This window comes from Caballeronia sp. AZ10_KS36 (assembly GCF_023631105.1).
Lineage (GTDB): Bacteria > Pseudomonadota > Gammaproteobacteria > Burkholderiales > Burkholderiaceae > Caballeronia.
This window is the reverse complement of record NZ_JALQDQ010000016.1, coordinates 79,125-103,602: the sequence shown is the minus strand read 5'-3', so window position 1 is coordinate 103,602 and position 24,478 is coordinate 79,125. Positions and strand designations below refer to the sequence as shown.

Genomic DNA, 24,478 nt, shown 5'->3' with positions numbered 1-24,478 from the left:
GGCCGGTTTTTCGTTTCAGCGAAGCGTTTCGCGATCAGTTGCGATTGCCGCCGAAAATGCCGAGCAGCGCCAGCAGGTTCGTGAAGACGTTGTACAGATCGAGGTAGATGGCGAGCGTCGCGCTGATGTAATTCGTCTCGCCGCCGTTCACGACGCGCTGCACGTCGAACAGCATGTACGCGGAGAAAATCACGATGGCGAGCACGGAGATCGTCATCATGAGCGCCGGCAGTTGCAGGAAGATGTTCGCGAATGCGGCGAGCAGAATGACGAGCACGCCCATGAACAGGAACTTGCCCAGCCCCGAGAAATCACGCTTGCTGACCGTCGCGATGGTCGCCATGGCCGCGAAAATCACGCCCGTGCCGCCGAAGGCCATCATGATGAGCTGCGGCCCGTTCGAGAAGCCGAGAATGAAGCTCAAGAGGCGCGAGAGCATCAGCCCCATGAAAAACGTGAAGCCGAGCAGGACGACCACGCCCATGCCGCTGTTCTTCGTCTTTTCGATCGCGAACATGAAGCCGAACGCGATGGCTAAGAACGCGATGAAGCTCATTGCCGGGCTCGTGGCCGCGAACAGCGAGAAGCCTGTCGCGACGCCGATGTACGCGCCGAGAACCGTCGGCACCATCGAGAGCGCTAGCAGCCAGTAAGTATTGCGCAGCACCTTGTTGCGCACCTCGACCGAGGTGACTGCGCCAGTGCGGCCGAAGCCGTAGGGTGATTCGTTCATGGTTTCTCCTTGCTCCAATTGTCCGTCGTTCAGTTTTACCGCTACGTTCTGATTACACGGGATCCTAACGTCGCTGACTTAAGCCAATATGAGTATCGCAATGGTGCACGGCCGGTTCCATTGAGATACCGCGTTTTGCTCCAATATGGCGGCGGCGCGCGCAGAATTCAATGCTTGCCCGCTCTATTTCAGAGCCCGCATGCAGCCAGCCCACGCATGCTTTGATCCTTACGGAGCCGTAAGGTTTCAATCGCAATCATACCTTGCTTCGTGCTACAATTGTCGATTCGTTTTAATCCGTAAACCGTTCATTTTTTGGAGTTTTTCATGGCGATCGAGCGCACCCTGTCGATTATCAAGCCGGACGCAGTGGCAAAGAACGTTATCGGCCAGATCTACAGCCGTTTCGAGAACGCTGGTCTGAAGATCATCGCGTCGCGCATGGTTCATCTGTCGCGCGCCGACGCAGAGAAGTTCTACGCGGTGCACGCCGCGCGTCCGTTCTTCAAGGACCTCGTCGAGTTCATGGTGTCGGGTCCGGTCATGATCCAGGTGCTGGAAGGCGAAAACGCAATCGCCAAGAACCGCGACCTGATGGGCGCCACCGACCCGAAGAAGGCTGACAAGGGCACGATCCGCGCCGACTTCGCCGACAGCATCGACGCGAATGCCGTGCACGGTTCCGACGCTCCGGAAACGGCGCGCCAGGAAATCGCGTTCTTCTTCCCGGAAGTGAACGTCTACTCGCGTTAATTCGTGTGCTGGTCGCCGCGCCTATTCAAAGGCGCGGTCAAACGCGCCTCAGCACAAGAATAGCTGCAAAAATGAGTTGTGAATAAGCAGGAATTTGGCGCGAACGGTCCCGGGCAAGCGCCCGGGCTTCGCAATCTGGAAATGGCAGAACTCGACATGACGAGCAGCAGCACCGTCAATCTTCTCGATCTCGACGCCGCCGGGCTGGTCGCGTACTGCGGCAGTCTCGGCGAAAAGCCGTTTCGCGCCAAGCAATTGCAACGCTGGATCCATCAGTTTGGCGCCGACGACTTCGACGGCATGACGGATCTCGCGAAATCTTTGCGCGAAAAACTCAAGGGCCGCGCCACGCTGGCGATGCCCGACATCATTCGCGACCACGTTTCCGCCGACGGTACGCGCAAGTGGCTGATCGACGTCGGCAACGGCAACGCGGTCGAAACCGTGTTCATCCCCGAAGAGACGCGCGGCACGCTTTGCGTGTCGTCGCAGGCGGGGTGCGCGGTCAACTGCCGGTTCTGCTCCACCGGCAAGCAAGGCTTCTCCCGAAATCTAACGACCGGCGAAATCATCGGCCAGCTGCGCATGGCGGAATTCGCGCTGCGCAAGTCGCTCGGGCGTGACGTCGGCGGGCCGGGCAAGGGCGAGCGCGTCGTCACCAACGTCGTGATGATGGGCATGGGCGAGCCGATGCTGAACTACGACGCCGTCGTGCCGGCCATGCGCCTCATGCTCGACGACAACGCCTACGGCCTGTCGCGCCGCCGCGTCACGCTGTCCACGTCCGGCGTCGTGCCGATGATGGACCGCCTCGCGGCCGATCTTCCCGTGGCGCTCGCCGTGTCGCTGCACGCGCCGAACGATCCGCTGCGCGACATGCTCGTGCCGCTCAACAAGAAGTATCCGTTGCGCGAACTGATGGCGGCATGCCAGCGGTATCTGAAGGTCGCGCCGCGCGACTTCATCACGTTCGAATACTGCATGCTGGACGGCGTGAACGACAGCGAGGCTCACGCCCGTGAATTGCTCGCGGTGACGCGCGACGTGCCGTGCAAGTTCAACCTCATTCCGTTCAATCCGTTCCCGGAATCTGGCCTCACGCGCTCGAAGAACGAGCAGATCAAACGGTTCGCGCAGGTGCTGATCGACGCGGGCGTCGTCACGACGGTGCGCAAGACGCGCGGCGACGACATCGACGCGGCATGCGGTCAGCTCGCGGGCGCGGTGCAGGATCGCACGCGGCTCGCCGAGCGCACGAACCGCGCGGGAAGCAAGGTGATCGAGGTGCGCGCGGTCTGACGGATTCGCGGCTGCGCCCACGCGTCGACATGGCCAGACCGCAACGACCATGAGGCAATCGCCGCGCGAAGGCGAACATTTTGTTATAAAGCGGTCTGCAACGGCGCCGGGGTTGTATCGTTCAGTGCTTTTGAACCTGACGGCGCAGCAGCGCAATATAAAAGAATCGATGCGAGGAATTTGGGATGAGTGAGCCGCAACACCCGACGCCTTTCGGCAGTCATACCGACGAAATGTCCGGCGATCAGCATGATGCCCGGACGCGGGTCGGAGGGGCGGCATCGCGCGCGAGCCAGCCGGAGACGCTGGACTCGTTGCAGGCAGTCGGCGCGCGTCTCGTGCAACTTCGGCACGCGAAAGGCTGGTCGATCGACGACGTGTCCGCCCGGCTCAAGGTATCGCCGCAGAAGCTCGCCGCGCTCGAAGAAGGCGACATCAGCCAGTTGCCCGACCGGACGTTCGCGGCGGGCATCGTGCGCAGCTATGCGAAAGTGCTCGGCGCCGACCCCGCGCCGTTCACGCAGGCGTTTCGGCGTGACGGCGTGCCTGTCGAGCACAATCTCAAGGTGCCGGCGTCGTCCGGCGCGGGTTTGCCGCGCGGCCGCGTGTCGGTGCCGCTCGGCAATTCGTCGGGCCGCAAGCGTTCGTGGTTATGGGGCGTCGCGGCGATCGTCGCGGTGCTCGCGGCGCTGGTGATGTGGCATACCGGCGGCGATTCGTCGGCGTGGCTCGCGCGGCTCAAGTCGAGCACCGGCGCGGGACTCGCGTCGACGTCCGGCGACAAGCCCGCCGCGTCGCAAGTCGCGACGCCCGACGAGGCCGCCGCCGCGAACACCGGCGAAGCCTCGCTGCCCGAAGTGGCGGCCGCGCCCGGCGAGCAACCGATGCCGCGCCCGCTCGGCACGAACGCGCTGCCGGCGTCGTCGTCCACCATTACGGCGGTGCAAAGCGCGAGCGCGCCCGCAGTTGCCGCGCCGGCGCCGAAGGCCGCGTCGGCGGCTGTCGCGACGGCACCGGCTTCGGCCGCGACCGTGGCGACCACGGGCAAGGGCGCGAACGCCGTCGAATTGAAAGTGAAGGAAGATAGCTGGTTCAGCGTGCGCGGCAAGGACGGCAAGGAAGTGTTCTCCGGACTGGTGCGCGCGGGCAGCACGCAGCGCGTCGAGGGCGAAGCGCCGTTCAAGGTGACGGTCGGAAACGCGCGGGGCGTCGAGTCGCTGTCGGTGGACGACGAGCCCGTCGACGCCAAGAAGTATTCTTCCGCCCGCGGAAACGTCGCGCGCTTCTCGTTGCCGTAAGGCCATCACGCGGGCGGCTTGCGGCTGCCCGCGACGCGCGGACAAGTCAGGGGCGCCGCGGCCTTTGCCGTGACGCCCATTCGAGGTTCCATTCAAGCAACTCCGGCTGCCTGTCAGCGCCCCGGTTGCCAAAGGGTTTTTCGATGCAATCCGAAGCTCAATCCCTGATTAGCAGCAAAATCTGTTCGACGGAGCCGGTTTTCGGCGGTCCGTTGCCGCGGCGGTCGTCGCATGCGGTGGACGTGCGCTGGGGCGGCCAGCTTGTGACCATCGGCGGGGATGCGCCCGTGCGCGTCCAGTCGATGACCAACACCGATACGGCCGACGCCATCGGCACCGCGATCCAGATCAAGGAACTCGCGCAAGCTGGCTCGGAACTCGTGCGCATTACGGTAAATACGCCGGAAGCGGCGGCGGCCGTGCCGCATATCCGCGAGCAACTCGACCGCATGGGCGTGACCGTGCCGCTCGTCGGCGACTTCCATTACAACGGCCACTTGCTGCTGCGCGATCATCCCGCGTGCGCCGAGGCGTTGTCGAAGTATCGGATCAACCCGGGCAACGTCGGACAGGGCGCAAAGCGCGACACGCAGTTCGCGCAGATGATCGAAGCGGCCATTCAGTACGACAAGCCGGTGCGCATCGGCGTGAACTGGGGCAGTCTCGATCAGGACCTGCTCGCGCGCATGATGGACGAAAACGCCGCCCGCGCGACGCCGTGGGAACTGCAAAGCGTGATGTACGAGGCGCTGATCCAGTCGGCGATCGGCTCGGCGGAACGCGCGGTGGAACTGGGGCTCGGACGCGATAAGATCATCTTGTCGTGCAAGGTGAGCGGCGTGCAGGATCTGATCGCGGTTTATCGCGAGCTGGCCAAGCGCTGCAGCTTCGCGCTGCATCTCGGCCTGACCGAGGCGGGCATGGGCTCGAAGGGCATCGTGGCGTCGACGGCGGCGCTGTCGGTGCTGCTGCAAGAGGGCATCGGCGACACCATCCGCATTTCGCTCACGCCCGAGCCGGGCGGCGCGCGTACCGGCGAAGTGGTCGTCGGACAAGAGATTTTGCAGACCATGGGCCTGCGCTCGTTCACGCCGATGGTCATTGCATGCCCCGGCTGCGGGCGCACGACGAGCACGCTGTTCCAGGAACTCGCGTCGCAGATTCAAACCTACCTGCGCAACTCCATGCCCGTCTGGCGCGATCAGTATCCCGGCGTCGAAAAGATGCACGTCGCCGTGATGGGCTGCATCGTCAACGGGCCAGGCGAGTCGAAGCACGCGAACATCGGCATCAGCCTGCCGGGTTCGGGCGAAAATCCGGCCGCGCCGGTGTTCGTCGACGGCGTGAAGGTGAAGACGCTGCGCGGCGAGCGCATTGCCGAAGAATTCCAGCAAATCGTTAGCGACTACGTCGAGCGCACTTACGGCAAGCGCGTCGAAACGTCCGCGGCATCAATCTAAAGACAGATGACTGAACAGAAGAAACGGCTCGCGAAGCTGACGGGCGTGAAGGGCATGAACGACATCCTCCCGCAGGATGCCGCGTTGTGGGACTTCTTCGAAACCACCGTGAAGTCGATGCTGCGCGCATACGGCTATCAGAACATTCGCACGCCGATCGTTGAGCATACGCAGCTTTTCACGCGCGGTATCGGCGAAGTGACCGATATCGTCGAGAAGGAGATGTACAGCTTCACCGACGCGCTGAACGGCGAGCATCTCACGATGCGCCCGGAAAATACGGCGGCCGTCGTGCGCGCGACCATCGAGCACAACCTGCTGTACGACGGCCCGAAGCGCCTGTGGTACATCGGCCCGATGTTCCGGCACGAGCGTCCGCAGCGCGGGCGTTATCGCCAGTTCCATCAGGTCGGCGTCGAGGCGCTCGGCTTCGCGGGTCCGGACACGGACGCCGAAATCATCATGATGTGTCAGCGCCTGTGGGACGACCTTGGGCTGACCGGCATCCGCCTCGAACTGAACTCGCTGGGCCAGGCGCACGAACGCGCGGCGCACCGCGAGAAGCTGATCGCGTATCTGGAACAGCACGTCGATGTGCTCGACGAGGAAGCGAAGCGCCGTCTCTACACGAACCCGCTGCGCGTGCTCGACACGAAGAATCCGGCGATGCAGGAGATCGCGCAGAACGCGCCGAAGCTCGTCGATTTTCTCGGCGATGAGTCGCGCAAGCACTTCGAGGGCGTGCAGCGGCTGCTGAAGGCCAACAATATTCCGTTCACGATCAACCCGCGTCTGGTGCGCGGCCTCGACTACTACAACCTCACCGTGTTCGAATGGGTGACCGACAAGCTCGGCGCGCAGGGCACGGTGGCGGGCGGCGGGCGCTACGATCCGCTGATCGAGCAGCTCGGCGGCAAGCCGACCGCCGCTTGCGGCTGGGCGATGGGCGTCGAGCGCATTCTCGAACTGCTGAAGGAAGAAAATCTGGTGCCGGAGGCCGAGGGCACGGACGTCTACGTGGTGCATCAGGGCGAGCAGGCGGCAGAGCAGGCGTTCATCGTTGCCGAGCGTCTGCGCGACACGGGGCTCGACGTCATTCTGCATTGCAGCCCGGACGGCGCGTCTTCCAGCTTCAAGTCGCAGATGAAGAAGGCGGACGCGAGCGGCGCGGCGTTCGCGGTGGTGCTCGGCGAAGACGAACTCGCGCAGGGCATGATCGGTGTGAAGCCGCTGCGCCGCTCGGGCGACGAAACGTCCGACGCGCAAAAGAACGAGCAGGTGAACGTTCCGGCGGAAGACTTGACCGAATACCTAATCAATGCGATGGTTGCAACCGCCGCGGACGACGATGCCTAAAGCTTAGGCATCGAAGCGAAGCCGTGCGCATCCGGCGGAGTCGAGTGCAAGCGCGTGCAAGCACGTGCAGGCGCGTTCCGCCATCGCGCCACGCGAACGAAGGGCCATGAAACGCAGGAAGGAATAGCTGGACGATGAGTTACCACGACGAACAAGAATCGCTGGAAAGTGTCAAGGCCTGGTGGGCCAAATGGGGTAACGCCACGACGTGGATCGTGCTCGTGGCGCTCGTCGTTGCGGCCGCTTTCAACGGCTGGAATTACTGGCAGCGGCGTCAGGCTGCCGAGGCTTCGGTGCTGTACGACCAGCTTCAGCAGGCGGTCAACGGCAGCGACCAGAAGCTCGTCGCGCGGGTGGCATCGGACATGGAAGACAAGTTCGGCCGCACCGCTTACGCCGAGATGAGCGCGCTTCTGGCCGCGAAGTCCCTGTATATGGCAGGCGATACGGCCGGCGCGAAGGCGCAGTTGCAGTGGGCCGTCGATCACGCGAAGGACGACGAGTACAAGCAGATCGCGAAGCTGCGCCTCGCGCTCGTGCTCTCCGACGAGAAGAACTACGACGCGGGCCTCAAGCTCCTCGCCGACGCGCCGCTCGATGCGTTCAAGGGCGTGATCGCGGACCGCCGGGGCGATCTGCTCGCCGCGCAAGGCAAGCGCGACGATGCGCGCGCCGCGTACCAGACGGCGCTCGCGGCGCTGCCCGCGAACGACACGTCCGCGCGGCAACTGGTCCAGTTCAAGCTCGATGCGCTCGGCGGCTGATCCGCATCGCTTCCGACGTTCGGCGCTCCGCTAGCGCCGAAGCCGTTTCGCCAATCAAGCCGCCGCGCCGCGTGTCGCCCGCAAGCGATTCGCGGCCGCGCCGGTCAACCGAATTCACATTCATGTTGCGTCCTCCGATGATCCAATTGAAACGCTACGCCGTGCCGCTCGCCTGCGCGATGACCGTGCTTCTGGCAGCCTGTTCGTCGACCAAAGACGAGCGCCGCGTGCCGACGCCGCTCGTCGAGTTCAAGCCGGTGCTGAACGTCACCCAGGCGTGGAAGGCCAGCGTCGGCAAGGCCGGCCGCTATCTGTTCTCGCCGGTCGCGGTGGGCGACGCCGTCTACGCCGCAGGCGAGAACGGCACCGTCGCGAAGATCGACGCGAAGACGGGCCAGGACGTCTGGCGCACGAAGCTCAAGGACGACCTGTCCGCAGGCGTCGGCAGCGACGGCAATCTGACGGCGGTCGGCGGCCTGAAGGGCGCGGTCTACGTGCTCGGACCCGACGGCAAGCAGCTGTGGACGGCCACCGCGCCGGGCGAAATCATCTCGCCGCCGCTCGTCGGCAACGACCTCGTGATCGTGCGCACCATCGACGGCAAGGTCGTCGCGTTCAACGCGCAGACCGGCGAGCAGAAGTGGATCTTCCAGTTGCGCGCCGTGCCGCTGAACCTCCGCGTGGCCGCCGGCATGACGTTCGCGGGCAGCCAGGCGGTGCTCGCGGGCTTCCCGGGCGGCAACTTCGCCGCGATCAACTTGCAGACGGGCGATGCCTACTGGCAAGCGCCGGTGTCGTATCCGAAGGGCGTGACCGAAGTCGAGCGCATCAACGACGTCACAGGCGCGCCCGGTCTCGTCGGCGCGCAGACCTGCGCGGTCACCTTCCAGGGCAAGATCGGCTGCTTCGACGCCAATTCCGGCCGTGCGGTGTGGGAGAAAAACTTCTCGAGCGACAGCGGCCTCGCGCAAGACGAGCAGATCGTCGCAGCGGGCGACGACTGGTCGGTCGTGAATGCGTTCCGCGCCGCCGACGGTTCGCCCGTCTGGAAGAACGACAAGCTCAAGAACCGCCAGGTGAGCGTGCCGTTCATCCTCGGCCGCGCGGTCGTTCTCGGCGACTACAAGGGCTTCGTGCATTTCCTGAGCACGGACAGCGGCGAACTCGTAGGCCGCGTGCCGACCGACGGCAGCGCGATCACCGCCGCGCCGGTGCTGGCGGGCAATACGCTCGTCGTGCAGACGCATGACGGCGATCTCTACGGCTTCCGTCCGCAGTAAGTCTCGGAACGGCGCTTGGGCTCGCCTCGAGGCGAAGCGCCGTAGAAAGCCGCGCTGGCAGCTTTGTCCACGCGGTTTGCAGGAAAGAGGGCGCGCCCACCGTACGCGCCCGGCAACACGACTCGATACCTAGGGCCTGACAGAACAAAGCGCGTCGCGCGGTGACGCGGCGCGAGAATAGCCCTCGGACAGACAGAACAACGGCGCACGGCGCCGGCGCTCGATCGCCACGCACCCTCGCGTGGCTCGGGCCGAATCCATGCTAATTTTCGACAAGCGCAGCCATTGCGCGGCGTAGGCGGGACTGACGTTCGCACCGCACGTTTCGCGTTCGCCTTGCGTTCAACCGTGAACAACATCTGATGAAACCCGTGATTGCCCTCGTCGGGCGCCCCAATGTGGGGAAATCGACTCTCTTCAACCGGCTGACGCGTTCGCGCGATGCGCTCGTCGCCGACCTGCCCGGCCTCACGCGCGACCGCCATTACGGCGAAGGCCGCGTCGGCGGCGAACGGCCGTATCTCGTCGTGGATACGGGCGGCTTCGAGCCGGTGGCGAAAGACGGCATCCTGCACGAAATGGCGCGGCAGACGCGGCAGGCCGTGGAAGAAGCGGACGTCGTCGTATTCATCGTCGATGGACGCAACGGACTCGCGCCGCAGGACAAGTCCATCGCGGACTATTTGCGCAAGACCGGCCGGCCGCTCTTTCTCGTCGTGAACAAGGCCGAGGGCATGAAGTACACGGCGGTCGCGTCCGACTTCTACGAGCTCGGTCTCGGCGATCCCCGCGCCATCTCGGCCGCGCACGGCGACGGCGTAACCGAGATGATCAACGACGCGCTCGACATCGCCTATGCCGGTCACGCGGAAGAGAGCGAGGAAGAAAAGGCGCAGCACGGCGTGAAGATCGCCATCGTCGGGAGACCGAACGTCGGCAAGTCGACGCTCGTGAACACGCTGATCGGCGAGGAGCGCGTGATCGCGTTCGACATGCCGGGCACCACGCGCGATTCGATCTATGTTGATTTCGAGCGACAAGGCCGCAAATACACGTTGATCGACACGGCCGGGCTGCGTCGCCGCGGCAAGGTGTTCGAGGCGATCGAGAAGTTCTCGGTCGTGAAGACGCTGCAGTCGATCTCGGATGCGAATGTCGTGATTCTGCTGCTCGACGCGCAGCAGGACATCTCGGATCAGGACGCGCATATCGCGGGCTTCGTCGTCGAACAGGGACGCGCGCTAGTCGTGGGCGTGAACAAGTGGGACGGTCTGGACTCGCATGTGCGCGAGCGCACCAAGGCCGATCTCACGCGCAAGCTCAAGTTTTTGGACTTTGCTAAATTCCACTACGTCTCGGCGCTGGAGAAAACCGGCATCGGCGCGCTGATGAAATCGGTCGACGACGCCTACGCCGCCGCGATGGCCAAGCTGCCGACGCCGAAGCTCACGCGCGCGCTGATCGAAGCCGTCGAGTTCCAGCAGCCGCGCCGCCGCGGGCCCGTGCGGCCGAAGCTTCGCTATGCGCACCAGGGCGGTCAGAATCCGCCGATCATCGTCGTGCATGGCAACGCGCTCGATGCGGTCACGGATACCTATAAACGGTATCTGGAAGGGCGCTTTCGGGAAACTTTTGGACTGGCCGGCACTCCATTGCGCATAGAGTTCCGCTCGAGCAAGAACCCCTATGCGGACAAGGACTGAGAGCCGCTTCAGTCAAGCGTTGCGGCCCGATTGGCCGGGTGGCCGATCTCTTGCCGAAACGAAAATCGGCTATAGTGTAGCGATTGTCGGCGGATCTCTTTTTCTTCGTCCACAATACTTCTAACCTGCAAAAAAATACGGAGTTTGCTATGAGCAACAAAGGGCAATTGTTACAAGACCCGTTTTTGAACGCGCTGCGTAAAGAGCACGTGCCGGTGTCCATCTATTTGGTCAACGGCATCAAGCTTCAAGGGAACATCGAATCGTTCGACCAGTACGTTGTGTTGCTCAGGAATACGGTCACCCAGATGGTCTACAAGCACGCCATTTCCACGGTCGTGCCGGCCCGTCCGGTGAATTTCCATCCGGACGCCGAATCGTCCTAAACCTCGTCGCGACCGGCGGCAAGATCGCAGCTAAATGCGACTCGCCGGTCGCTTCAAAAACGAATACATCAATTTGATTAACGCCGCACTCGTCGGCATCGACTTCGGCAAGATCGATTTCGAAGCCAGTCTCGAAGAACTCAGTCTGCTCGCAGAAAGCGCGGGCGCCCATCCCGCCGTTACGCTTACCGGGCGCAGGTCCAGTCCGGACGCCAAAATGTTCATCGGCAGCGGAAAGGTCGAAGAACTGCGCCTTTCCTGCGAAGCGAACGACGTCGAACTCGTCATCTTCAATCACGCCCTCGCACCGGCGCAGCAGCGCAATCTCGAGATGGCGCTGAACCGCCGCGTGGTGGATCGCACGAGCCTCATCCTCGATATCTTCGCGCAGCGCGCCCGCAGCCACGAAGGCAAGCTGCAGGTCGAACTCGCGCAACTGCAATATCTGTCGACGCGGCTGATTCGCGCGTGGACTCACCTCGAACGGCAGAAGGGCGGCATCGGCTTGCGCGGTCCCGGCGAAACGCAGCTGGAAACCGACCGCCGTTTGATCGGCGAACGCATCAAGGCGCTCAAGACGCGTCTTGCCAAACTGCGCCGCCAGCACGGCACGCAGCGCCGGCAGCGCACGCGCAATCGCACGTTGTCGGTGTCGCTCGTCGGTTATACGAACGCGGGCAAGTCCACGCTCTTCAATGCGCTCACCAAGGCGCAGGCGTACGCGGCCAACCAGTTGTTCGCCACGCTCGACACCACTTCGCGCCGCGTGTTTCTCGGCGAGGAAGCGGGGCAAGTGGTGGTGTCCGATACGGTCGGCTTCATCCGCGAGTTGCCGCACCAGCTCGTCGCCGCATTTCGCGCGACGCTGGAGGAAACCGTTCATGCGGATTTGCTGCTGCATGTCGTGGATGCATCGAGCCCCGTGCGCCTGGATCAGATCGATCAGGTGAACGAGGTATTGCGCAGCATCGGCGCTGAATCCATCCGCCAGATTCTCGTCTTCAACAAGATCGACGCGGTGCCGGAACTCGCGGCCCGCGGCGAGGCGGTTGAAAGGGACGAGTATGGTAATATTTCGCGCGTCTTTTTGAGCGCGCGCACCGGTCAGGGACTCGACGAACTGCGCGCCGCCATCGCCGAAATTGCTGCGGCCGACGAAGGCGAACCCGAAGAAAGCCTGCCCAGCGTGCTCGCCGAAACACAAGCGCCGGCGGAAACGCCGGAAATGTCGGGAACGCCGGAAGTGTCGGATGAGCCGGAAGCCACGCAATCCGGCCAACCCGCGCAGTCCGGGCCGAACGAGACACACGACGCCAACGCACAGCCGGAAGACCACCGGCCAGCCGAACAACGTGACGGCCACCAGGTTCCCGAGCACGGACACTGAACTGCTCCGCAATACCGACGCGGCATCGAACCGGCTGTCTAATGGTGAATCACCGAGTGAACGATTACAACGAGCGCACTAACAGGCAGCGCATGCGCGCCGTCTTTTCCATCAACGATCCGCGCTGGGGGCGGGGCGACGCCAATGGTGTAAAGAACGACGCGAAGCGTCCGCAAGACGGCAAGCGCGGCAACGGCAAGGAAGAAGGCCCGCCCGACCTCGACGAAATGTGGCGCGAGTTCAATCGCCGGATCGCGGGCATCTTCGGCCGCAAGCCGGGCGGCGGCATGCCGCGCGACAACGGCCGCGGCACGAAGATCGGGGTCGGCATCGTCATCGGCGTGTTGATCGCCATCTATCTCGGCAGCGGCGTGTTCGTGGTGCAGGACGGGCACGTGGGCGTGGTGTCCCAGTTCGGCCAGTATCGGCAGACGGTGCCGCAGGGCATCCACTGGCGCTTGCCGTATCCGTTCCAGTCGCACGATATCGTCGATACGTCGCAGATCCGGTCGGTCGAGATCGGGCGCGGCGTCGCGCTCGCGCAGGGCAACGTGCGCGATGCATCGCTGCTCACGAACGAGGCCGACATTCTCGACGTGCGCTTCGCGGTGCAGTATCAGATCAAGTCGCCGACCGACTTCCTTTTCCGCAATTTCGATCCCGACCAGAGCGTGACCGAAGCCGCGCAAGCCGCCATCCGCGAGATCGCGGGCGCGTCGGCGACGGACGATCTGCTCTACAAGGACCGCGACACGCTGCGCGCGCGTCTGGCCGAGACCATCCAGCACTCGCTCGACGCCTATCGCACGGGCTTGCAGGTCACCGGCGTCACGGTGCAGAGCGTGCAGGTGCCGACTCAGGTGCAGGCAGCGTTCGAAGAAGCGTCGCGCGTGCGGCAGGACAACGAGCGCGCCCGCGACACCGCCGAAGCCTACGCGAATCAACTGCTGCCGCGCGCGAAGGCCGATGCCGCGAAGATGATCGACGAAGCGACTGCCTACAGCAATCGCCAAGTCACGCAGGCACAGGGCGACGCGGAACGCTTCAAGCAGGTCTACGCCGAATACTCGAAGGCGCCCGCCGTCATTCGCCAACGCATGTACCTGGACACGATGCAGCAGATCTACTCCCGCACCACGAAGGTCTTCGTGGACAGCAAGGCCGGCAACAACGTGGTGTACTTGCCGCTCGACAAGCTCGTCGAAGCGAATCGCCAGCAGGCGAAAGACGCAGCCGCGAACACGGCCGACGCCGCGTCGGCCAGCGCGCCCGCGGCTAGCGCCGAAGTGCGCGCGCCGAGCGCGACGGCAGGCTCGGCTGCAGCCGCTTCCGTGCCCGCCAGCGGCGCGGCAGGCGCGAGCGCGCCGAACGCCGCGAGCGGCGCAGGCGATCCGCTGCGCTCGCGCGATGCGTTCCGCTCGCGCAGCCGTCAAGACGATCTGCAGTAAGGAGCGCTCAACATGAATCGAATCATTGCGCTCGTCGTCGCAGTCGTGGTCGTGCTCTTCATCGGCTCGTCGATGGTCTTTACCGTCGACGAACGGCATGCCGGCGTCGTGGCCGCGCACGGCGACAGCAACCCGCGTCTCGATGGCCCCGGCCTGCACTTCAAGCTGCCGCCGCCGTTCCAGACGCTCACGCTTATCGACACCCGCACGCTCACCATCGACGAGGGCGGGGCAGACCGCTTCACCACGTCCGACAAGAACGAAGTGCTGGTGAACACGGTCATCAAGTATCGCGTGGCGGATCCGCTGAAGCTTTTCGTAAGCAACGAAAAGAACACGCAGAGCGCGCAGGAGCGCCTCGCCGCGCTGACGCGCACCGCGCTTGCAAGCGCGTTCGCGAATCGTTCGCTGAGCGATGCGCTCGGCAATCAGCAGGCGCTCGAAACCGAGGCGCAGAAGGCGGTGGAAGGCGCGGCATCGGGGTTCGGCGTGAAGCTGGTCGATCTGCAGATGACGCGCGTCGACTTTCCGTCGGCGGTCGCGGATTCCGTCTACAAGCGCATGATTGCCGCGCGTCAGCAAGCGGCCGCGAACGAGCGCGCGAAAGGCACGGCGGACGCCGACAAGATCAGGGCCGACGCCGAGCGCGAGCAGCAGCAGATTCTCGCCGACGCCTACAGCCAGGCGCAGTCCATCAAGGGCGAAGGAGACAGCAAGGCGGCAGCCATCGCCGCCGATGCCTATGGACGCGACCCGCAGTTTTACCAGTTCTATCAGAGCCTCGAAGCGTACAAGAAGACGTTCAAGCCGGGCGACGTGATCGTGGTCGACCCGAGCAGCGACTTCTTCCGCTTCATGAAGAGCCCGAACGGCGGCGCCGACACGTCCGCCTCCGCCGCGCCGAAGCGCTGACCGCACCCCGCGCCGCGCGGCTTTCTCGTCGCGCGGCGCTCATCCTCCGTAGACAATGGTCGAGACGATACTGCTCGCTCTTGCGTTGATGTTGATTATCGAAGGCATGTTCCCCTTCGTCTTTCCGACGGCCTGGCGCGATACGTTCCGCCGCATCGCCGAGCGCCCGCCGCATCACATCCGCATCGGCGGGTTGATCGCGATGGTGCTGGGGCTGATTCTGCTCGTTATCGCGACGTAGCCGCGAAGCCGCGTCTTTTCGCCTATCTTTGTCCTTATCCTTCCATGCGCGCCGCGCTTTGACGCGTCGCGCCCCGCAGGAAACGTATCGATGTCCACCTGGCTTCTTCCCGAGAATATTGCCGACGTGTTGCCGTCGGAAGCGCGCAAGATCGAAGAACTGCGCCGGCGCCTGCTCGACCGCTTCCGTTCGTACGGTTACGAGCTCGTCATGCCGCCGATGCTCGAATACCTCGAATCGCTGCTGACGAGCGGCGGCAGCGACCTCAATCTGCGCACGTTCAAGCTCGTCGATCAGTTGTCGGGGCGCACGCTCGGCCTGCGCGCGGACATCACGCCGCAAGTCTCGCGCATCGACGCGCATTTGCTGAACCGGCAGGGCGTCACGCGCCTGTGTTATGCCGGCGTCGTGCTGCACACGCGTCCGCGTGGCCTGCACGCCACGCGCGAGCAGATTCAGATCGGCGCGGAAATCTTCGGCCACGCCGGCCTCGAAGCGGACCTCGAAATTCAGCAGCTGATGCTCGATTCGCTGCATCTCGCCGGTCTGACGAAAGTGCGGCTCGATTTGTGCCATGCGGGCGTGCTGGCCGCGTTGCTGGAACTCGAGCCGGCGGCGGCATCGCTCGGCGAGGCGCTCTATGACGCGCTCGCGAGCAAAGACGTGCCGCGCCTCACCGAACTGACGGCGCATCTCGGTCAAGTGCCGCGCGAGGCGTTGCGCGCGTTGCCCTCGCTGTACGGCGATGCCTCCGTGCTCGAGACGGCGCGTGCGCGTCTGCCGAATCTGCCGGTGATCGCCCGCGCGCTCGACGATCTCGCGTTCCTCGCGTCTCAAGCGGATGGCGCGGAACTGATGATCGACCTCGCCGATCTGCGCGGCTACGCGTACCACAGCGGCGTGATGTTCTCGGCGTACGTCGATGGCGTGCCGAACGCGGTGGCGCGAGGCGGCCGTTACGACGACGTGGGCCTCGCCTATGGCCGGGCGCGCCCCGCGACGGGCTTTTCGCTCGATCTGCGCGAGGTGGCGCGCATTTCGCCGGTGGACGCGCGCGGTAGCGCGATCCTCGCGCCGTGGAAGCACGACGAACCGCTGCGCGCGGCGGTGGCGGCCTTGCGCGATGCCGGAGAAGTCGTGATTCAGGCGCTGCCGGGCCACGATCACGACCTCGACGAGTTCGCGTTCGACCGCGTGCTGATCGAACGCGACGGCCGCTGGGAAGTGGAAGAGCGGGTGACGCCGGCGCGCGCAGGCGTCTGATCGGCAAGGACTTTTGCGAAGGCGCGCGTGCGCGCGCCGACGTGACGGAATCGCGAAACGCGTCCCGAAAAATTCGGAACGCGCCGCGAACATAGGTAAAATACGTTTTTAACCAGCTAACGAATCAACATGTCTGCCAGTGCAGTGAATGTGAACCCAGGGCGCAATGTCGTCGTGGTGGGCACCCAATGGGGTGATGAGGGCAAGGGCAAGATCGTCGACTGGCTGACGGACCACGCCCAGGGCGTCGTGCGCTTCCAGGGCGGTCACAACGCCGGACACACGCTCATCATCGGCGGCAAGAAAACCATTCTGCGCCTCATTCCGTCGGGCATCATGCGCGCGGGCACGGCCTGTTACATCGGCAATGGCGTCGTGTTGTCGCCCGAGGCGCTCTTCAAGGAAATCGACGAACTGGAAGGCGCGGGCATCGACGTTTCGAAGCGCCTGTTCATCTCCGAAGCCGCCACGCTGGTTCTGCCGTACCACGTCGCCATCGACCAGGCGCGCGAAGCCAAGCGCGGCGCCGGCAAGATCGGCACGACCGGGCGCGGCATCGGCCCGGCGTACGAAGACAAGGTCGCGCGCCGCGGCCTGCGCGTGCAGGATCTCTTCGACCGCGCCGTGTTCGAAGAGCGTCTCTCCGAAGCGCTCGACTTCCATAACTTCGTGCTGACGCAGTACCTGGGCGCGAAGGCCGTCGACTTCCAGCAAACGCTCGATACGATGCTCGGCTTCGCCGACCGTCTCGCGCCCATGGTCACCGACGTTTCCCGCCGTCTCTACGACGAAAACCACGCTGGCCGCAATCTGCTGTTCGAAGGCGCGCAAGGCACGCTGCTCGATATCGACCACGGCACCTATCCGTTCGTCACGTCGAGCAACTGCGTCGCGGGCGCGGCGACGGCCGGCGCGGGCGTCGGCCCGCAGAAGCTGAACTACATTCTCGGCATCACGAAAGCGTATTGCACGCGCGTCGGTTCCGGCCCGTTCCCGAGCGAGCTCTACGATGCGGAGAACGCGCAGCGTCAGGACCAAGTGGGACTGAACCTCGCCACGGTCGGCAAGGAATTCGGCTCGGTCACGGGCCGCCCGCGCCGCACCGGCTGGCTGGACGCCGCCGCGCTGCGCCGTTCCATTCAGATCAACGGCATCTCGGGCCTGTGCATGACCAAGCTCGACGTGCTCGACGGCCTCGAAGAAGTGAAGCTGTGCGTCGGCTATACGCTCGACGGCAAGCCGGTCGATATCCTGCCGCGCGGCGCGTCGGAAGTGGCGCGCTGCGAGCCGGTCTACGAGACCTTCGGCGGCTGGAAGGAAAGCACCATCGGCATCACGCAGTGGGACAGCCTGCCGGAGAATGCGCGCGCTTATCTCACGCGCGTGCAGGAAGTGGCCGGCGTGCCGATCGACATGGTTTCGACCGGTCCGGACCGCGACGAAACCATTCTGCTTCGTCATCCGTTCAAGGTCTGAGCGCGCGTTAGCCTCGACCTGAACCGGACGCTGTAAAGAATGTGGCCGCTTCATGCGGCCACATTTCGTATATAACCGCAGTATGCAATCGAAAGAGCCTCACCATGATCGCGATGACCGACCCGCGTAACGACGACAAGAATCTCTGGGTCAACTGGGACGAATATCACCGGTTGATCGAACTGCTCGCGCTTAACGTGCACGACTCCGGATGGAAGTTCGACAAGATCCTGTGTCTCGCCCGTGGCGGCCTGCGCGTGGGCGACCAGCTGTCGCGCATCTACGACCTGCCGCTCGCCATTCTCGCGACGAGTTCGTATCGCGAAGCCGCGGGCACGCAGCAGGGCGACCTCGACATCGCGCAGTACATCACGATGACGCGCGGCGAGTTGTCGGGCAACGTGCTGCTCGTGGACGATCTCGTCGATTCGGGCGTGACGCTCGCGCGCGTGCAGGAGCATCTGAAGGAGCGTTATCCCGCGATCACCGCCGTGCGTTCCGCAGTGCTGTGGTACAAGGCGTGCTCCAAGGTGAAGCCGGACTATCACGTTCAGTTTCTCGAAACGAATCCGTGGATTCATCAGCCGTTCGAGGAATGGGACACCGTGCGTCCGCACAACCTCGGCGCGTGGATCAAGCGAGGCATGCAGAACGGCCGCGCGTAAGCGAGCCACCGCTTTGTTTCGACAAGAAGCGCCGTTGCGCCCGGGCTTACGCCCGGCGCAACGGCGTTTTGCGTTTCAGGCCGCTTTCGCCGCGCACCGCGCATCAAGCCAGCGGAAGGATGCGTGAAAGCACGCACGACCTGCCGACGCGTTTGGGGCGCGATGCTAAACTTCCAGTCGCGCCTGTCGTGGCAAGTGAGCAACATGCGAGAGGCCGTTTTTGCGCGCGGCGTTAGATAGAATGGCGTTCGGTTTTTTACCGCTCTGGACGGACATTTCGTTTTTATGACTACCCTGACTCACGCGCAAGAGCGCAAACAGCCGTTGCCTTCGCTTGCGCTCGCGGCCATCGGCGTCGTCTTCGGCGACATCGGCACGAGTCCTCTTTATGCGCTGAAGGAAGCCTTCAGTCCCTCGCACGGCATCGGTCTTTCCGAAGCCTCGATTCTCGGCGTCATCTCATTGCTCTTCTGGGCCATCGTAATGGTGGTCGCGATCAAATACGTGCTGTTCGTCATGCGCGCCGACAACAACGGCGAAGGCGGCGTGTTCGCGATGATGACCCTCGCGCTGCGCAGCGTGAAAGATCCCGGCCGACTCTCCGGCGTGCTGATGATGCTCGGCATCTTCGGCGCGTGCATGTTCTATGGCGATGCCGTCATCACGCCGGCCATGTCCGTCATTTCGGCGGTGGAAGGCCTCGAAATCGCCGCGCCGAAGCTGTCGCCGTACGTGATTCCGATCACGATGGTCATCCTCATCATGCTCTTCTGGATTCAGCGGCACGGCACGGCGGTCGTCGGCAAGCTGTTCGGGCCCATCATGCTGCTGTGGTTCCTGACGCTCGCGGTGCTGGGCGGCTATCACATCGCGCTCGAGCCGGGCGTGCTGATCGCGCTGAATCCGTACTATGCGATCTCGTTCATGGCCGACCATGTGCTGCAGGCGTATATCGTGCTCGGCTCGGTGGTGCTGGTGCTGACAGGCGCCGAGGCGCTCTACGCGGACATGGGGCACTTCGGCGCGAAGCCCATCCGCTTCGGCTGGTATGGCATCGTGATGCCGTCGCTCTTGCTGAACTACTTCGGCCAGGGCGCGTTGCTGATGCATTCGCCGAAGGCCATCGAGAGTCCGTTCTTCCTGCTCGCGCCGGAATGGGCGTTGTTGCCGCTCGTGATTCTCTCGACCATCGCCACCGTCATCGCGTCGCAAGCGGTCATCTCGGGCGCGTACTCGCTCACCAGCCAGGCTATCCAGCTCGGTTACGTGCCGCGCATGAAGATCCTGCATACGTCGGAACTGGCCATCGGGCAGATCTATATTCCGCTCGTCAACTGGATGCTGCTGTTCATCATTCTGTGCATCGTCGTCGGCTTCAAGAGCTCGGAGAATCTGGCGGCCGCCTATGGTCTCGCCGTGACCGCGACGATGCTCGTGACCACCATCCTCGTGTCGGTCGTCATGACGAACCTGTGGGGCTGGAACCGCTTTCTCGTCGGCGGGATGATCGCCGTGTTCCTCGTGATCGACATCGGCTTTTTCGGCGCGAGCCTGTTGAAGATCGAGCAGGGCGGCTGGCTGCCGCTGTGCATCGGAGGGGCGCTCTTCTTCCTCTTGATGACGTGGTACAAGGGCCGCATGATCGTGAAGGACCGCACCGCCGCAGACGGTATTCCGCTCATGCCGTTCCTTCAGGGCTTGCTCGCGCATCCGCCGCATCGCGTGTCGGGCACGGCCATCTATCTGACGGGCAGCGATTCGCTCGTTCCGGTGAGCCTCCTGCACAACCTGAAGCACAACAAGGTGCTGCACGAGCGCACGATATTTCTCAACTTCATTACGCGCGACATTCCGTACGTGGACGACTCGCATCGTCTGGACGTGAAGGACATCGGCGGCGGGCTGTTTCTCGTAAAAGCGGCGTACGGCTTCAACGAAACGCCGGACGTGAAGGCCGTGCTCGAGCAGATCACGCGCACGCACGCGATGACCTTCGAGCTGATGGACACCTCGTTCTTCATGGCGCGCGAAACGGTCGTGCCGACGGAGCTGCCGGGCATGTCGGTATGGCGCGAGCGTGTCTTCGCGTGGATGCATCAGAACGCCGCGAAGCCGACCGATTTCTTCAGCATTCCGGCGAACCGCGTGGTCGAACTCGGGACCAAGATCGAAATCTGACCGCGCTTCCGAGCACGCAGCGCAAACAAAAAACCCACGCCGTGAAGCGTGGGTTTTTTTCGTTGGAGCCTGCCGAATCAGCGTTTGAGTTTCGCGAACGCCGCGGCCATCGCGCCTGCCGGTTCCGGCTCGCGGCGCTGGTTCGGACGCGCGTCGCGCCCGCCGCCCGCGCGCCGATCCTGCCCGCTGCGCGCAGGCGCGCCCGCGTTGGCTGCGGATGCGGGAGCGAAGTCGTCGTCGAGGCGCATCGTCAGCGAGATGCGCTGGCGCTTGACGTCGGTCTCGAGCACCTTCACCTTCACGACCTGACCGGCTTTCACGACTTCGTGCGGGTCCTTGATGAACTTCGTCGACATGGCCGACACGTGGACGAGTCCGTCCTGATGCACGCCGATATCGACGAACGCGCCGAAGGCCGCGACGTTCGTCACCACGCCTTCGAGCACCATGCCCGGCGCGAGGTCCGAAATCTTCTCGATGCCTTCGCGGAACGTCGCGGTCTTGAACTCGGGGCGCGGATCGCGGCCCGGCTTCTCCAGTTCCGCGAGAATGTCGCGCACGGTCGGCAGACCGAAACGATCGTCGACGAACTCGGCGGGCGAGAGGCCCGCGAGCGCCTCGCGCTTGCCGAGCACATCGCCGACGTGCTTGTTGATCTTCGCGAGGATGCGCTCGACCACCGGATACGCTTCCGGGTGCACCGACGAGCGGTCGAGCGGATTCTCGCCGTTGTTGATGCGCAAGAAGCCCGCCGCCTGCTCGAAGGTTTTGTCGCCGAGACGCGGAACCTTGCGCAAATGCTCGCGCGACGGAAACGGCCCGTTGGCGTCGCGGTACTCGACGATATTGCGCGCGAGCGTCGCATTGAGACCCGACACGCGGGCGAGCAGGGCGACGGAAGCCGTGTTCGCATCCACACCGACGGCGTTCACGCAGTCTTCCACCACGGCGTCGAGCGAGCGCGCGAGTTCACGTTGATTCACGTCATGCTGATACTGACCGACGCCGATGGCTTTCGGCTCGATCTTGACCAGTTCCGCGAGCGGGTCTTGCAGACGCCGCGCGATCGACACCGCGCCGCGCAGCGATACGTCGAGTTCCGGAAACTCCTTCGCCGCGAGTTCGGACGCCGAATACACCGACGCGCCCGCTTCCGACACCACGATCTTTTGCAGCTTCAGATCCGGATGCTTCGCGATGAGTTCGCTCGCGAGCTTGTCGGTTTCGCGCGATGCCGTGCCGTTGCCGATCGAAATGAGCTCGGCCTTCGTCTCGCGTGCAATCCGCGCGAGCTTCGCAAGCGAGCCGTCCCAGTCGCGGCGCGGCTCGTGCGGGTAGATCGTATCGGTGGCGAGCAGCTTGCCGGTGCGATCGACGACCGCCACCTTCACGCCGGTGCGCAGACCAGGATCGAGACCGATCACGGCCTTCGGTCCGGCGGGCGCGGCCAGCAGCAGGTCTTTCAGATTGCGCGCGAACACGCGAATCGCTTCGTGTTCGGCTTCTTCGCGCAGTTGCGTGAGCAATTCGTTCTCGATATGCGGCTGCACCTTCACGCGCCAGCACCAGCGGCAGACATCGGAGAGCCACTTGTCGGCCGGGCGGTTGCGATTCGAGATGCCGACATGGTGCGCGATCATCGCTTCGCACGGATGCGGCACTTGTGTATCGAGTTCTTCGCCGAGACCGAGCTTCACCGACAGCACGCCGGCATTGCGCCCGCGAAAGAGCGCGAGCGCGCGATGCGACGGCACCGTGCGCACCGTCTCACTGTAGTCGTAGTAATCGCGGAATTTCTCGCCTTCTTCGCCTTCCTTGCCGTCCACCACGCTCGATATCACGAGCCCTTGATTGAACAGATAGTCGCGCAGCTTGCCGAGAATCTCTGCGGTCTCGCCGAACTGCTCCGAGAGAATGTCGCGCGCGCCGTCGAGCGCGGCTTTCGTGTCCGCGACGCCTTTCTCCGCATCGACGAACTTTGCCGCTTCGGTGTGCGGATCGAGCGTCGGATCGGCGAGCAGTGCCTGCGCGAGCGGCTCCAGCCCGGCTTCGCGCGCGATCTGGGCGCGCGTGCGGCGCTTGGGCTTGTACGGCAGATAAAGGTCTTCGAGCACCTGCTTGCTGTCGGCGCCTTCGATCGCGCCGCGCAGTTCGTCGGTCAGCTTGCCTTGCTCGTCGATGCTTTGCAGAATCGCCGCGCGTCGGTCTTCGAGTTCGCGAAGATACAAGAGGCGTTCTTCGAGCGTGCGCAGTTGCGTGTCGTCGAGATTGCCGGTGACTTCCTTCCGATACCGGGCGATGAACGGGACAGTCGAGCCTTCGTCGAGAAGCTGCACGGCGGCGGCGACCTGGCGCGGCTGCACGGTGAGCTCGGTGGCAATGCGCTGTACGATCTTGAGTGCTACGGTTTCCGTCATGATTGCGCTGTCTGCTGGCTCGTCGGAAAGCGGCGCGGGCGTCCTGCATCGCCGTGTCGGGCGGGCGGCGCCCGAGGCCTCGCGGCGCGCCGCGACGAGCGATGGGCCGGGTTTCTGAGCGGGGCATTTTGCCATAAATGCCGAAGCGCTCCGGCGCGCGGTGATAGAATTTCGGGACCGCGCACGCCCGTTTTTCACCTTCGCGCACCTGATTCCTTATCACGTTGCCGTTCATCAACTTGCTCAATTTTCGCCTTACGAAGCTCGCGCCGATGGCCCTTGCCGCATCGTCGATATGCGCGCTTGCCGTCGTCTTGCCGCAGCATGCGAACGCCCAGACGCCGAAGCCCATCGACCCGACGACCGCGGTGAGCACGCAGCCGCTCGATGCGTCCCAAAGCGGCCCGGCCAGCGCCGAGAGCAGCGCCGACAACAGCGCGGACAACAGCGCGGACAACAGCGCGGACGCCGCCCTTCGAGCCGGCTTCGAGCGGCGTCAGAAGGCGCTCGACCAGCGCACGTCGGAGAACGACTATCGCTATGGCGTGAAGCAGCACGACTGCTACAGCAAGTTCTTCGTGAACCATTGTCTCGACAATGCGCGCACCGAAATGCGCGAGGCGCGTCAGCAGATCCGGCGGGAGCAGCTCGCGCTGAACGACGAGCAACGCGCCGAACGCGTGAAGGAGCGCGACCGGCAGACGGCGCTGAAACAGGCGCAATACGAAGCCGACGCGCCGCAACGCGCGGCCAACGAGCGCGCGAACCAGCAGGCGTACGAGGACAAGCAGCGCCAGAACGCGCTCGCCGCCGCGCAGCGCAACGCGGAAGCCCCGCAGCGCGCGGCGAACCAGAAGGCTTACGATCAGAAGCAGGCGGACTACCAGAAGAAGCTGGAGGACGCCCGCGCCCGCGGCGTGCAGGAAGCGCAGGAGCGCGAACTGAAGGCGCAGCGATTCGAGCAGAAGCAGCAGGAAGCCGCGCAGCATCGCGCGGAAGTCGAGGCGCGTCAGAAGGAAGCCGCCCGCAAGCAGCAGGAAAAGGCACAACAGGCACAGCAAGAGCAGTCGAAGCAGCAACAGCAGCAACAGCAGCAGCAAGGCAAGTAGCGCCAAGTCGGCGCGAAGACCGGACCGGGTGTCCCGGGCAAGGAGGCGAGCATGCAGCAACGCTTGAACGCACCCCGACAAACCGCAGTTGATGCCGCGATGATCCGCGACCGGATCGCGCAATTGCAGGACGAGCATCGCGGTCTGGACACGCTCATCGGCAAGCTGTCCGGCATCGACGACCTCGAGCTGCGGCGCTTGAAAAAGCGCAAGCTCAAGGTGAAAGACACCATCCTCCTGCTGCAATTGCAGCTGGACACAGACCCGCACTGAGCGGCCCCGACGCGTGGCGCAGTCGCCTGCGCGTGGCGCACGGCACGAAACCGCAGTATTCGCAGGATCAGGCTCCC

At 64.2% G+C, this 24,478-nt stretch carries 21 protein-coding genes; 19 read left to right on the top strand and 2 right to left on the bottom strand.

The genetic code is table 11. The annotated features are described in order from the left end of the window. Nucleotides 1–34: 34 nt before the first annotated feature. Nucleotides 35–733, bottom strand: coding sequence for a Bax inhibitor-1/YccA family protein (locus NCR35_RS09240; RefSeq protein WP_244846485.1), 699 nt, complete (start codon nt 731–733; stop codon nt 35–37). Nucleotides 734–1,060: 327 nt separating this feature from the next. On the opposite strand from NCR35_RS09240, the gene ndk reads away from it, so the two are divergent. The 17 genes from ndk to NCR35_RS09155 all read left to right on the top strand — a co-directional run bounded on the left by ndk (nt 1,061) and on the right by NCR35_RS09155 (nt 20,602). Further along, complete coding sequence (ndk, locus tag NCR35_RS09235; protein WP_175940443.1) at nt 1,061–1,486, top strand: nucleoside-diphosphate kinase; 426 nt, start codon at nt 1,061–1,063, stop codon at nt 1,484–1,486. 156 nt (nt 1,487–1,642) lie between these two features. Next, nucleotides 1,643–2,785: a dual-specificity RNA methyltransferase RlmN gene (gene rlmN, locus NCR35_RS09230; protein WP_244849066.1), complete on the top strand. Its 1,143-nt coding sequence runs from the start codon at nt 1,643–1,645 to the stop codon at nt 2,783–2,785. A gap of 185 nt (nt 2,786–2,970) precedes the next feature. Continuing rightward, nucleotides 2,971–4,083 (top strand): helix-turn-helix domain-containing protein, encoded by a 1,113-nt coding sequence (locus NCR35_RS09225; RefSeq protein WP_250534143.1) that lies wholly within the window; start codon nt 2,971–2,973, stop codon nt 4,081–4,083. A 143-nt stretch (nt 4,084–4,226) separates the two neighbouring features. Then, nucleotides 4,227–5,543 (top strand): flavodoxin-dependent (E)-4-hydroxy-3-methylbut-2-enyl-diphosphate synthase, encoded by a 1,317-nt coding sequence (gene ispG, locus NCR35_RS09220; protein WP_175940440.1) that lies wholly within the window; start codon nt 4,227–4,229, stop codon nt 5,541–5,543. Between the two features lie 6 nt (nt 5,544–5,549). Then, nucleotides 5,550–6,899, top strand: a complete 1,350-nt coding sequence (gene hisS, locus NCR35_RS09215) for a histidine--tRNA ligase (protein ID WP_250534142.1) — start codon at nt 5,550–5,552, stop codon at nt 6,897–6,899. 134 nt (nt 6,900–7,033) lie between these two features. Next, nucleotides 7,034–7,663, top strand: a complete 630-nt coding sequence (locus NCR35_RS09210) for a tetratricopeptide repeat protein (RefSeq protein ID WP_250534141.1) — start codon at nt 7,034–7,036, stop codon at nt 7,661–7,663. A gap of 137 nt (nt 7,664–7,800) precedes the next feature. Further along, nucleotides 7,801–8,943, top strand: a complete 1,143-nt coding sequence (gene bamB, locus NCR35_RS09205) for an outer membrane protein assembly factor BamB (protein WP_244849050.1) — start codon at nt 7,801–7,803, stop codon at nt 8,941–8,943. A gap of 362 nt (nt 8,944–9,305) precedes the next feature. Next, nucleotides 9,306–10,646 carry a ribosome biogenesis GTPase Der gene (gene der / locus NCR35_RS09200; RefSeq protein ID WP_175940437.1) on the top strand — a complete coding sequence of 447 codons (1,341 nt, stop codon included), beginning with the start codon at nt 9,306–9,308 and terminating at the stop codon, nt 10,644–10,646. A 149-nt stretch (nt 10,647–10,795) separates the two neighbouring features. Beyond that, on the top strand, nt 10,796–11,032 hold the full coding sequence (gene hfq / locus NCR35_RS09195) for an RNA chaperone Hfq (RefSeq protein WP_006999489.1): 237 nt from the start codon (nt 10,796–10,798) through the stop codon (nt 11,030–11,032). Nucleotides 11,033–11,066: 34 nt separating this feature from the next. Next, nucleotides 11,067–12,419 (top strand): GTPase HflX, encoded by a 1,353-nt coding sequence (gene hflX, locus NCR35_RS09190; RefSeq protein ID WP_250534140.1) that lies wholly within the window; start codon nt 11,067–11,069, stop codon nt 12,417–12,419. Nucleotides 12,420–12,475: 56 nt separating this feature from the next. Beyond that, entirely contained in the window at nt 12,476–13,867 is a 1,392-nt protein-coding gene (gene hflK / locus NCR35_RS09185; protein WP_250534139.1) for an FtsH protease activity modulator HflK, read from the top strand. Between the two features lie 12 nt (nt 13,868–13,879). Continuing rightward, nucleotides 13,880–14,779, top strand: coding sequence for a protease modulator HflC (gene hflC, locus NCR35_RS09180; RefSeq protein ID WP_250534138.1), 900 nt, complete (start codon nt 13,880–13,882; stop codon nt 14,777–14,779). A 55-nt stretch (nt 14,780–14,834) separates the two neighbouring features. Then, on the top strand, nt 14,835–15,020 hold the full coding sequence (locus NCR35_RS09175) for a DUF2065 domain-containing protein (RefSeq protein ID WP_175940433.1): 186 nt from the start codon (nt 14,835–14,837) through the stop codon (nt 15,018–15,020). Between the two features lie 90 nt (nt 15,021–15,110). After that, a complete protein-coding gene (locus NCR35_RS09170) occupies nt 15,111–16,283 on the top strand; it encodes an ATP phosphoribosyltransferase regulatory subunit (protein ID WP_250534137.1) in 1,173 nt (390 codons plus the stop codon). Nucleotides 16,284–16,412: 129 nt separating this feature from the next. Continuing rightward, nucleotides 16,413–17,759 (top strand): adenylosuccinate synthase, encoded by a 1,347-nt coding sequence (locus NCR35_RS09165; protein WP_244846469.1) that lies wholly within the window; start codon nt 16,413–16,415, stop codon nt 17,757–17,759. Nucleotides 17,760–17,863: 104 nt separating this feature from the next. Further along, complete coding sequence (locus NCR35_RS09160; protein ID WP_244846467.1) at nt 17,864–18,424, top strand: phosphoribosyltransferase; 561 nt, start codon at nt 17,864–17,866, stop codon at nt 18,422–18,424. A 285-nt stretch (nt 18,425–18,709) separates the two neighbouring features. Next, complete coding sequence (locus NCR35_RS09155) at nt 18,710–20,602, top strand: potassium transporter Kup (RefSeq protein ID WP_250534136.1); 1,893 nt, start codon at nt 18,710–18,712, stop codon at nt 20,600–20,602. 77 nt (nt 20,603–20,679) lie between these two features. On the opposite strand, the gene NCR35_RS09150 is transcribed toward NCR35_RS09155, so the two are convergent. Continuing rightward, nucleotides 20,680–23,019, bottom strand: a complete 2,340-nt coding sequence (locus NCR35_RS09150) for a Tex family protein (RefSeq protein WP_250534135.1) — start codon at nt 23,017–23,019, stop codon at nt 20,680–20,682. A 272-nt stretch (nt 23,020–23,291) separates the two neighbouring features. Here NCR35_RS09150 and NCR35_RS09145 point away from each other — a divergent pair, with 272 nt between their 5' ends. After that, entirely contained in the window at nt 23,292–24,128 is an 837-nt protein-coding gene (locus NCR35_RS09145; protein ID WP_250534134.1) for a flotillin family protein, read from the top strand. Nucleotides 24,129–24,179: 51 nt separating this feature from the next. Continuing rightward, nucleotides 24,180–24,401, top strand: coding sequence for a DUF465 domain-containing protein (locus NCR35_RS09140; protein ID WP_250534133.1), 222 nt, complete (start codon nt 24,180–24,182; stop codon nt 24,399–24,401). Nucleotides 24,402–24,478 lie beyond the last annotated feature (77 nt).

Bases quoted from the DNA above. Each gene is read 5' to 3' on its own strand.
- ispG (WP_175940440.1), top strand. From the start codon at position 4,227: ATGCAATCCGAAGCTCAATCCCTGATTAGCAGCAAAATCTGTTCGACG.
- ndk (WP_175940443.1), top strand. From the start codon at position 1,061: ATGGCGATCGAGCGCACCCTGTCGATTATCAAGCCGGACGCAGTGGCA.
- NCR35_RS09170 (WP_250534137.1), top strand. From the start codon at position 15,111: ATGTCCACCTGGCTTCTTCCCGAGAATATTGCCGACGTGTTGCCGTCG.
- rlmN (WP_244849066.1), top strand. From the start codon at position 1,643: ATGACGAGCAGCAGCACCGTCAATCTTCTCGATCTCGACGCCGCCGGG.
- NCR35_RS09145 (WP_250534134.1), top strand. From the start codon at position 23,292: ATGGCCCTTGCCGCATCGTCGATATGCGCGCTTGCCGTCGTCTTGCCG.
- hflC (WP_250534138.1), top strand. From the start codon at position 13,880: ATGAATCGAATCATTGCGCTCGTCGTCGCAGTCGTGGTCGTGCTCTTC.
- NCR35_RS09225 (WP_250534143.1), top strand. From the start codon at position 2,971: ATGAGTGAGCCGCAACACCCGACGCCTTTCGGCAGTCATACCGACGAA.
- NCR35_RS09160 (WP_244846467.1), top strand. From the start codon at position 17,864: ATGATCGCGATGACCGACCCGCGTAACGACGACAAGAATCTCTGGGTC.
- bamB (WP_244849050.1), top strand. From the start codon at position 7,801: ATGATCCAATTGAAACGCTACGCCGTGCCGCTCGCCTGCGCGATGACC.
- NCR35_RS09150 (WP_250534135.1), bottom strand. From the start codon at position 23,019: ATGACGGAAACCGTAGCACTCAAGATCGTACAGCGCATTGCCACCGAG.
- der (WP_175940437.1), top strand. From the start codon at position 9,306: ATGAAACCCGTGATTGCCCTCGTCGGGCGCCCCAATGTGGGGAAATCG.
- NCR35_RS09155 (WP_250534136.1), top strand. From the start codon at position 18,710: ATGACTACCCTGACTCACGCGCAAGAGCGCAAACAGCCGTTGCCTTCG.
- NCR35_RS09240 (WP_244846485.1), bottom strand. From the start codon at position 733: ATGAACGAATCACCCTACGGCTTCGGCCGCACTGGCGCAGTCACCTCG.
- hflX (WP_250534140.1), top strand. From the start codon at position 11,067: ATGCGACTCGCCGGTCGCTTCAAAAACGAATACATCAATTTGATTAAC.
- NCR35_RS09140 (WP_250534133.1), top strand. From the start codon at position 24,180: ATGCAGCAACGCTTGAACGCACCCCGACAAACCGCAGTTGATGCCGCG.
- NCR35_RS09165 (WP_244846469.1), top strand. From the start codon at position 16,413: ATGTCTGCCAGTGCAGTGAATGTGAACCCAGGGCGCAATGTCGTCGTG.
- hisS (WP_250534142.1), top strand. From the start codon at position 5,550: ATGACTGAACAGAAGAAACGGCTCGCGAAGCTGACGGGCGTGAAGGGC.
- NCR35_RS09175 (WP_175940433.1), top strand. From the start codon at position 14,835: ATGGTCGAGACGATACTGCTCGCTCTTGCGTTGATGTTGATTATCGAA.
- NCR35_RS09210 (WP_250534141.1), top strand. From the start codon at position 7,034: ATGAGTTACCACGACGAACAAGAATCGCTGGAAAGTGTCAAGGCCTGG.
- hfq (WP_006999489.1), top strand. From the start codon at position 10,796: ATGAGCAACAAAGGGCAATTGTTACAAGACCCGTTTTTGAACGCGCTG.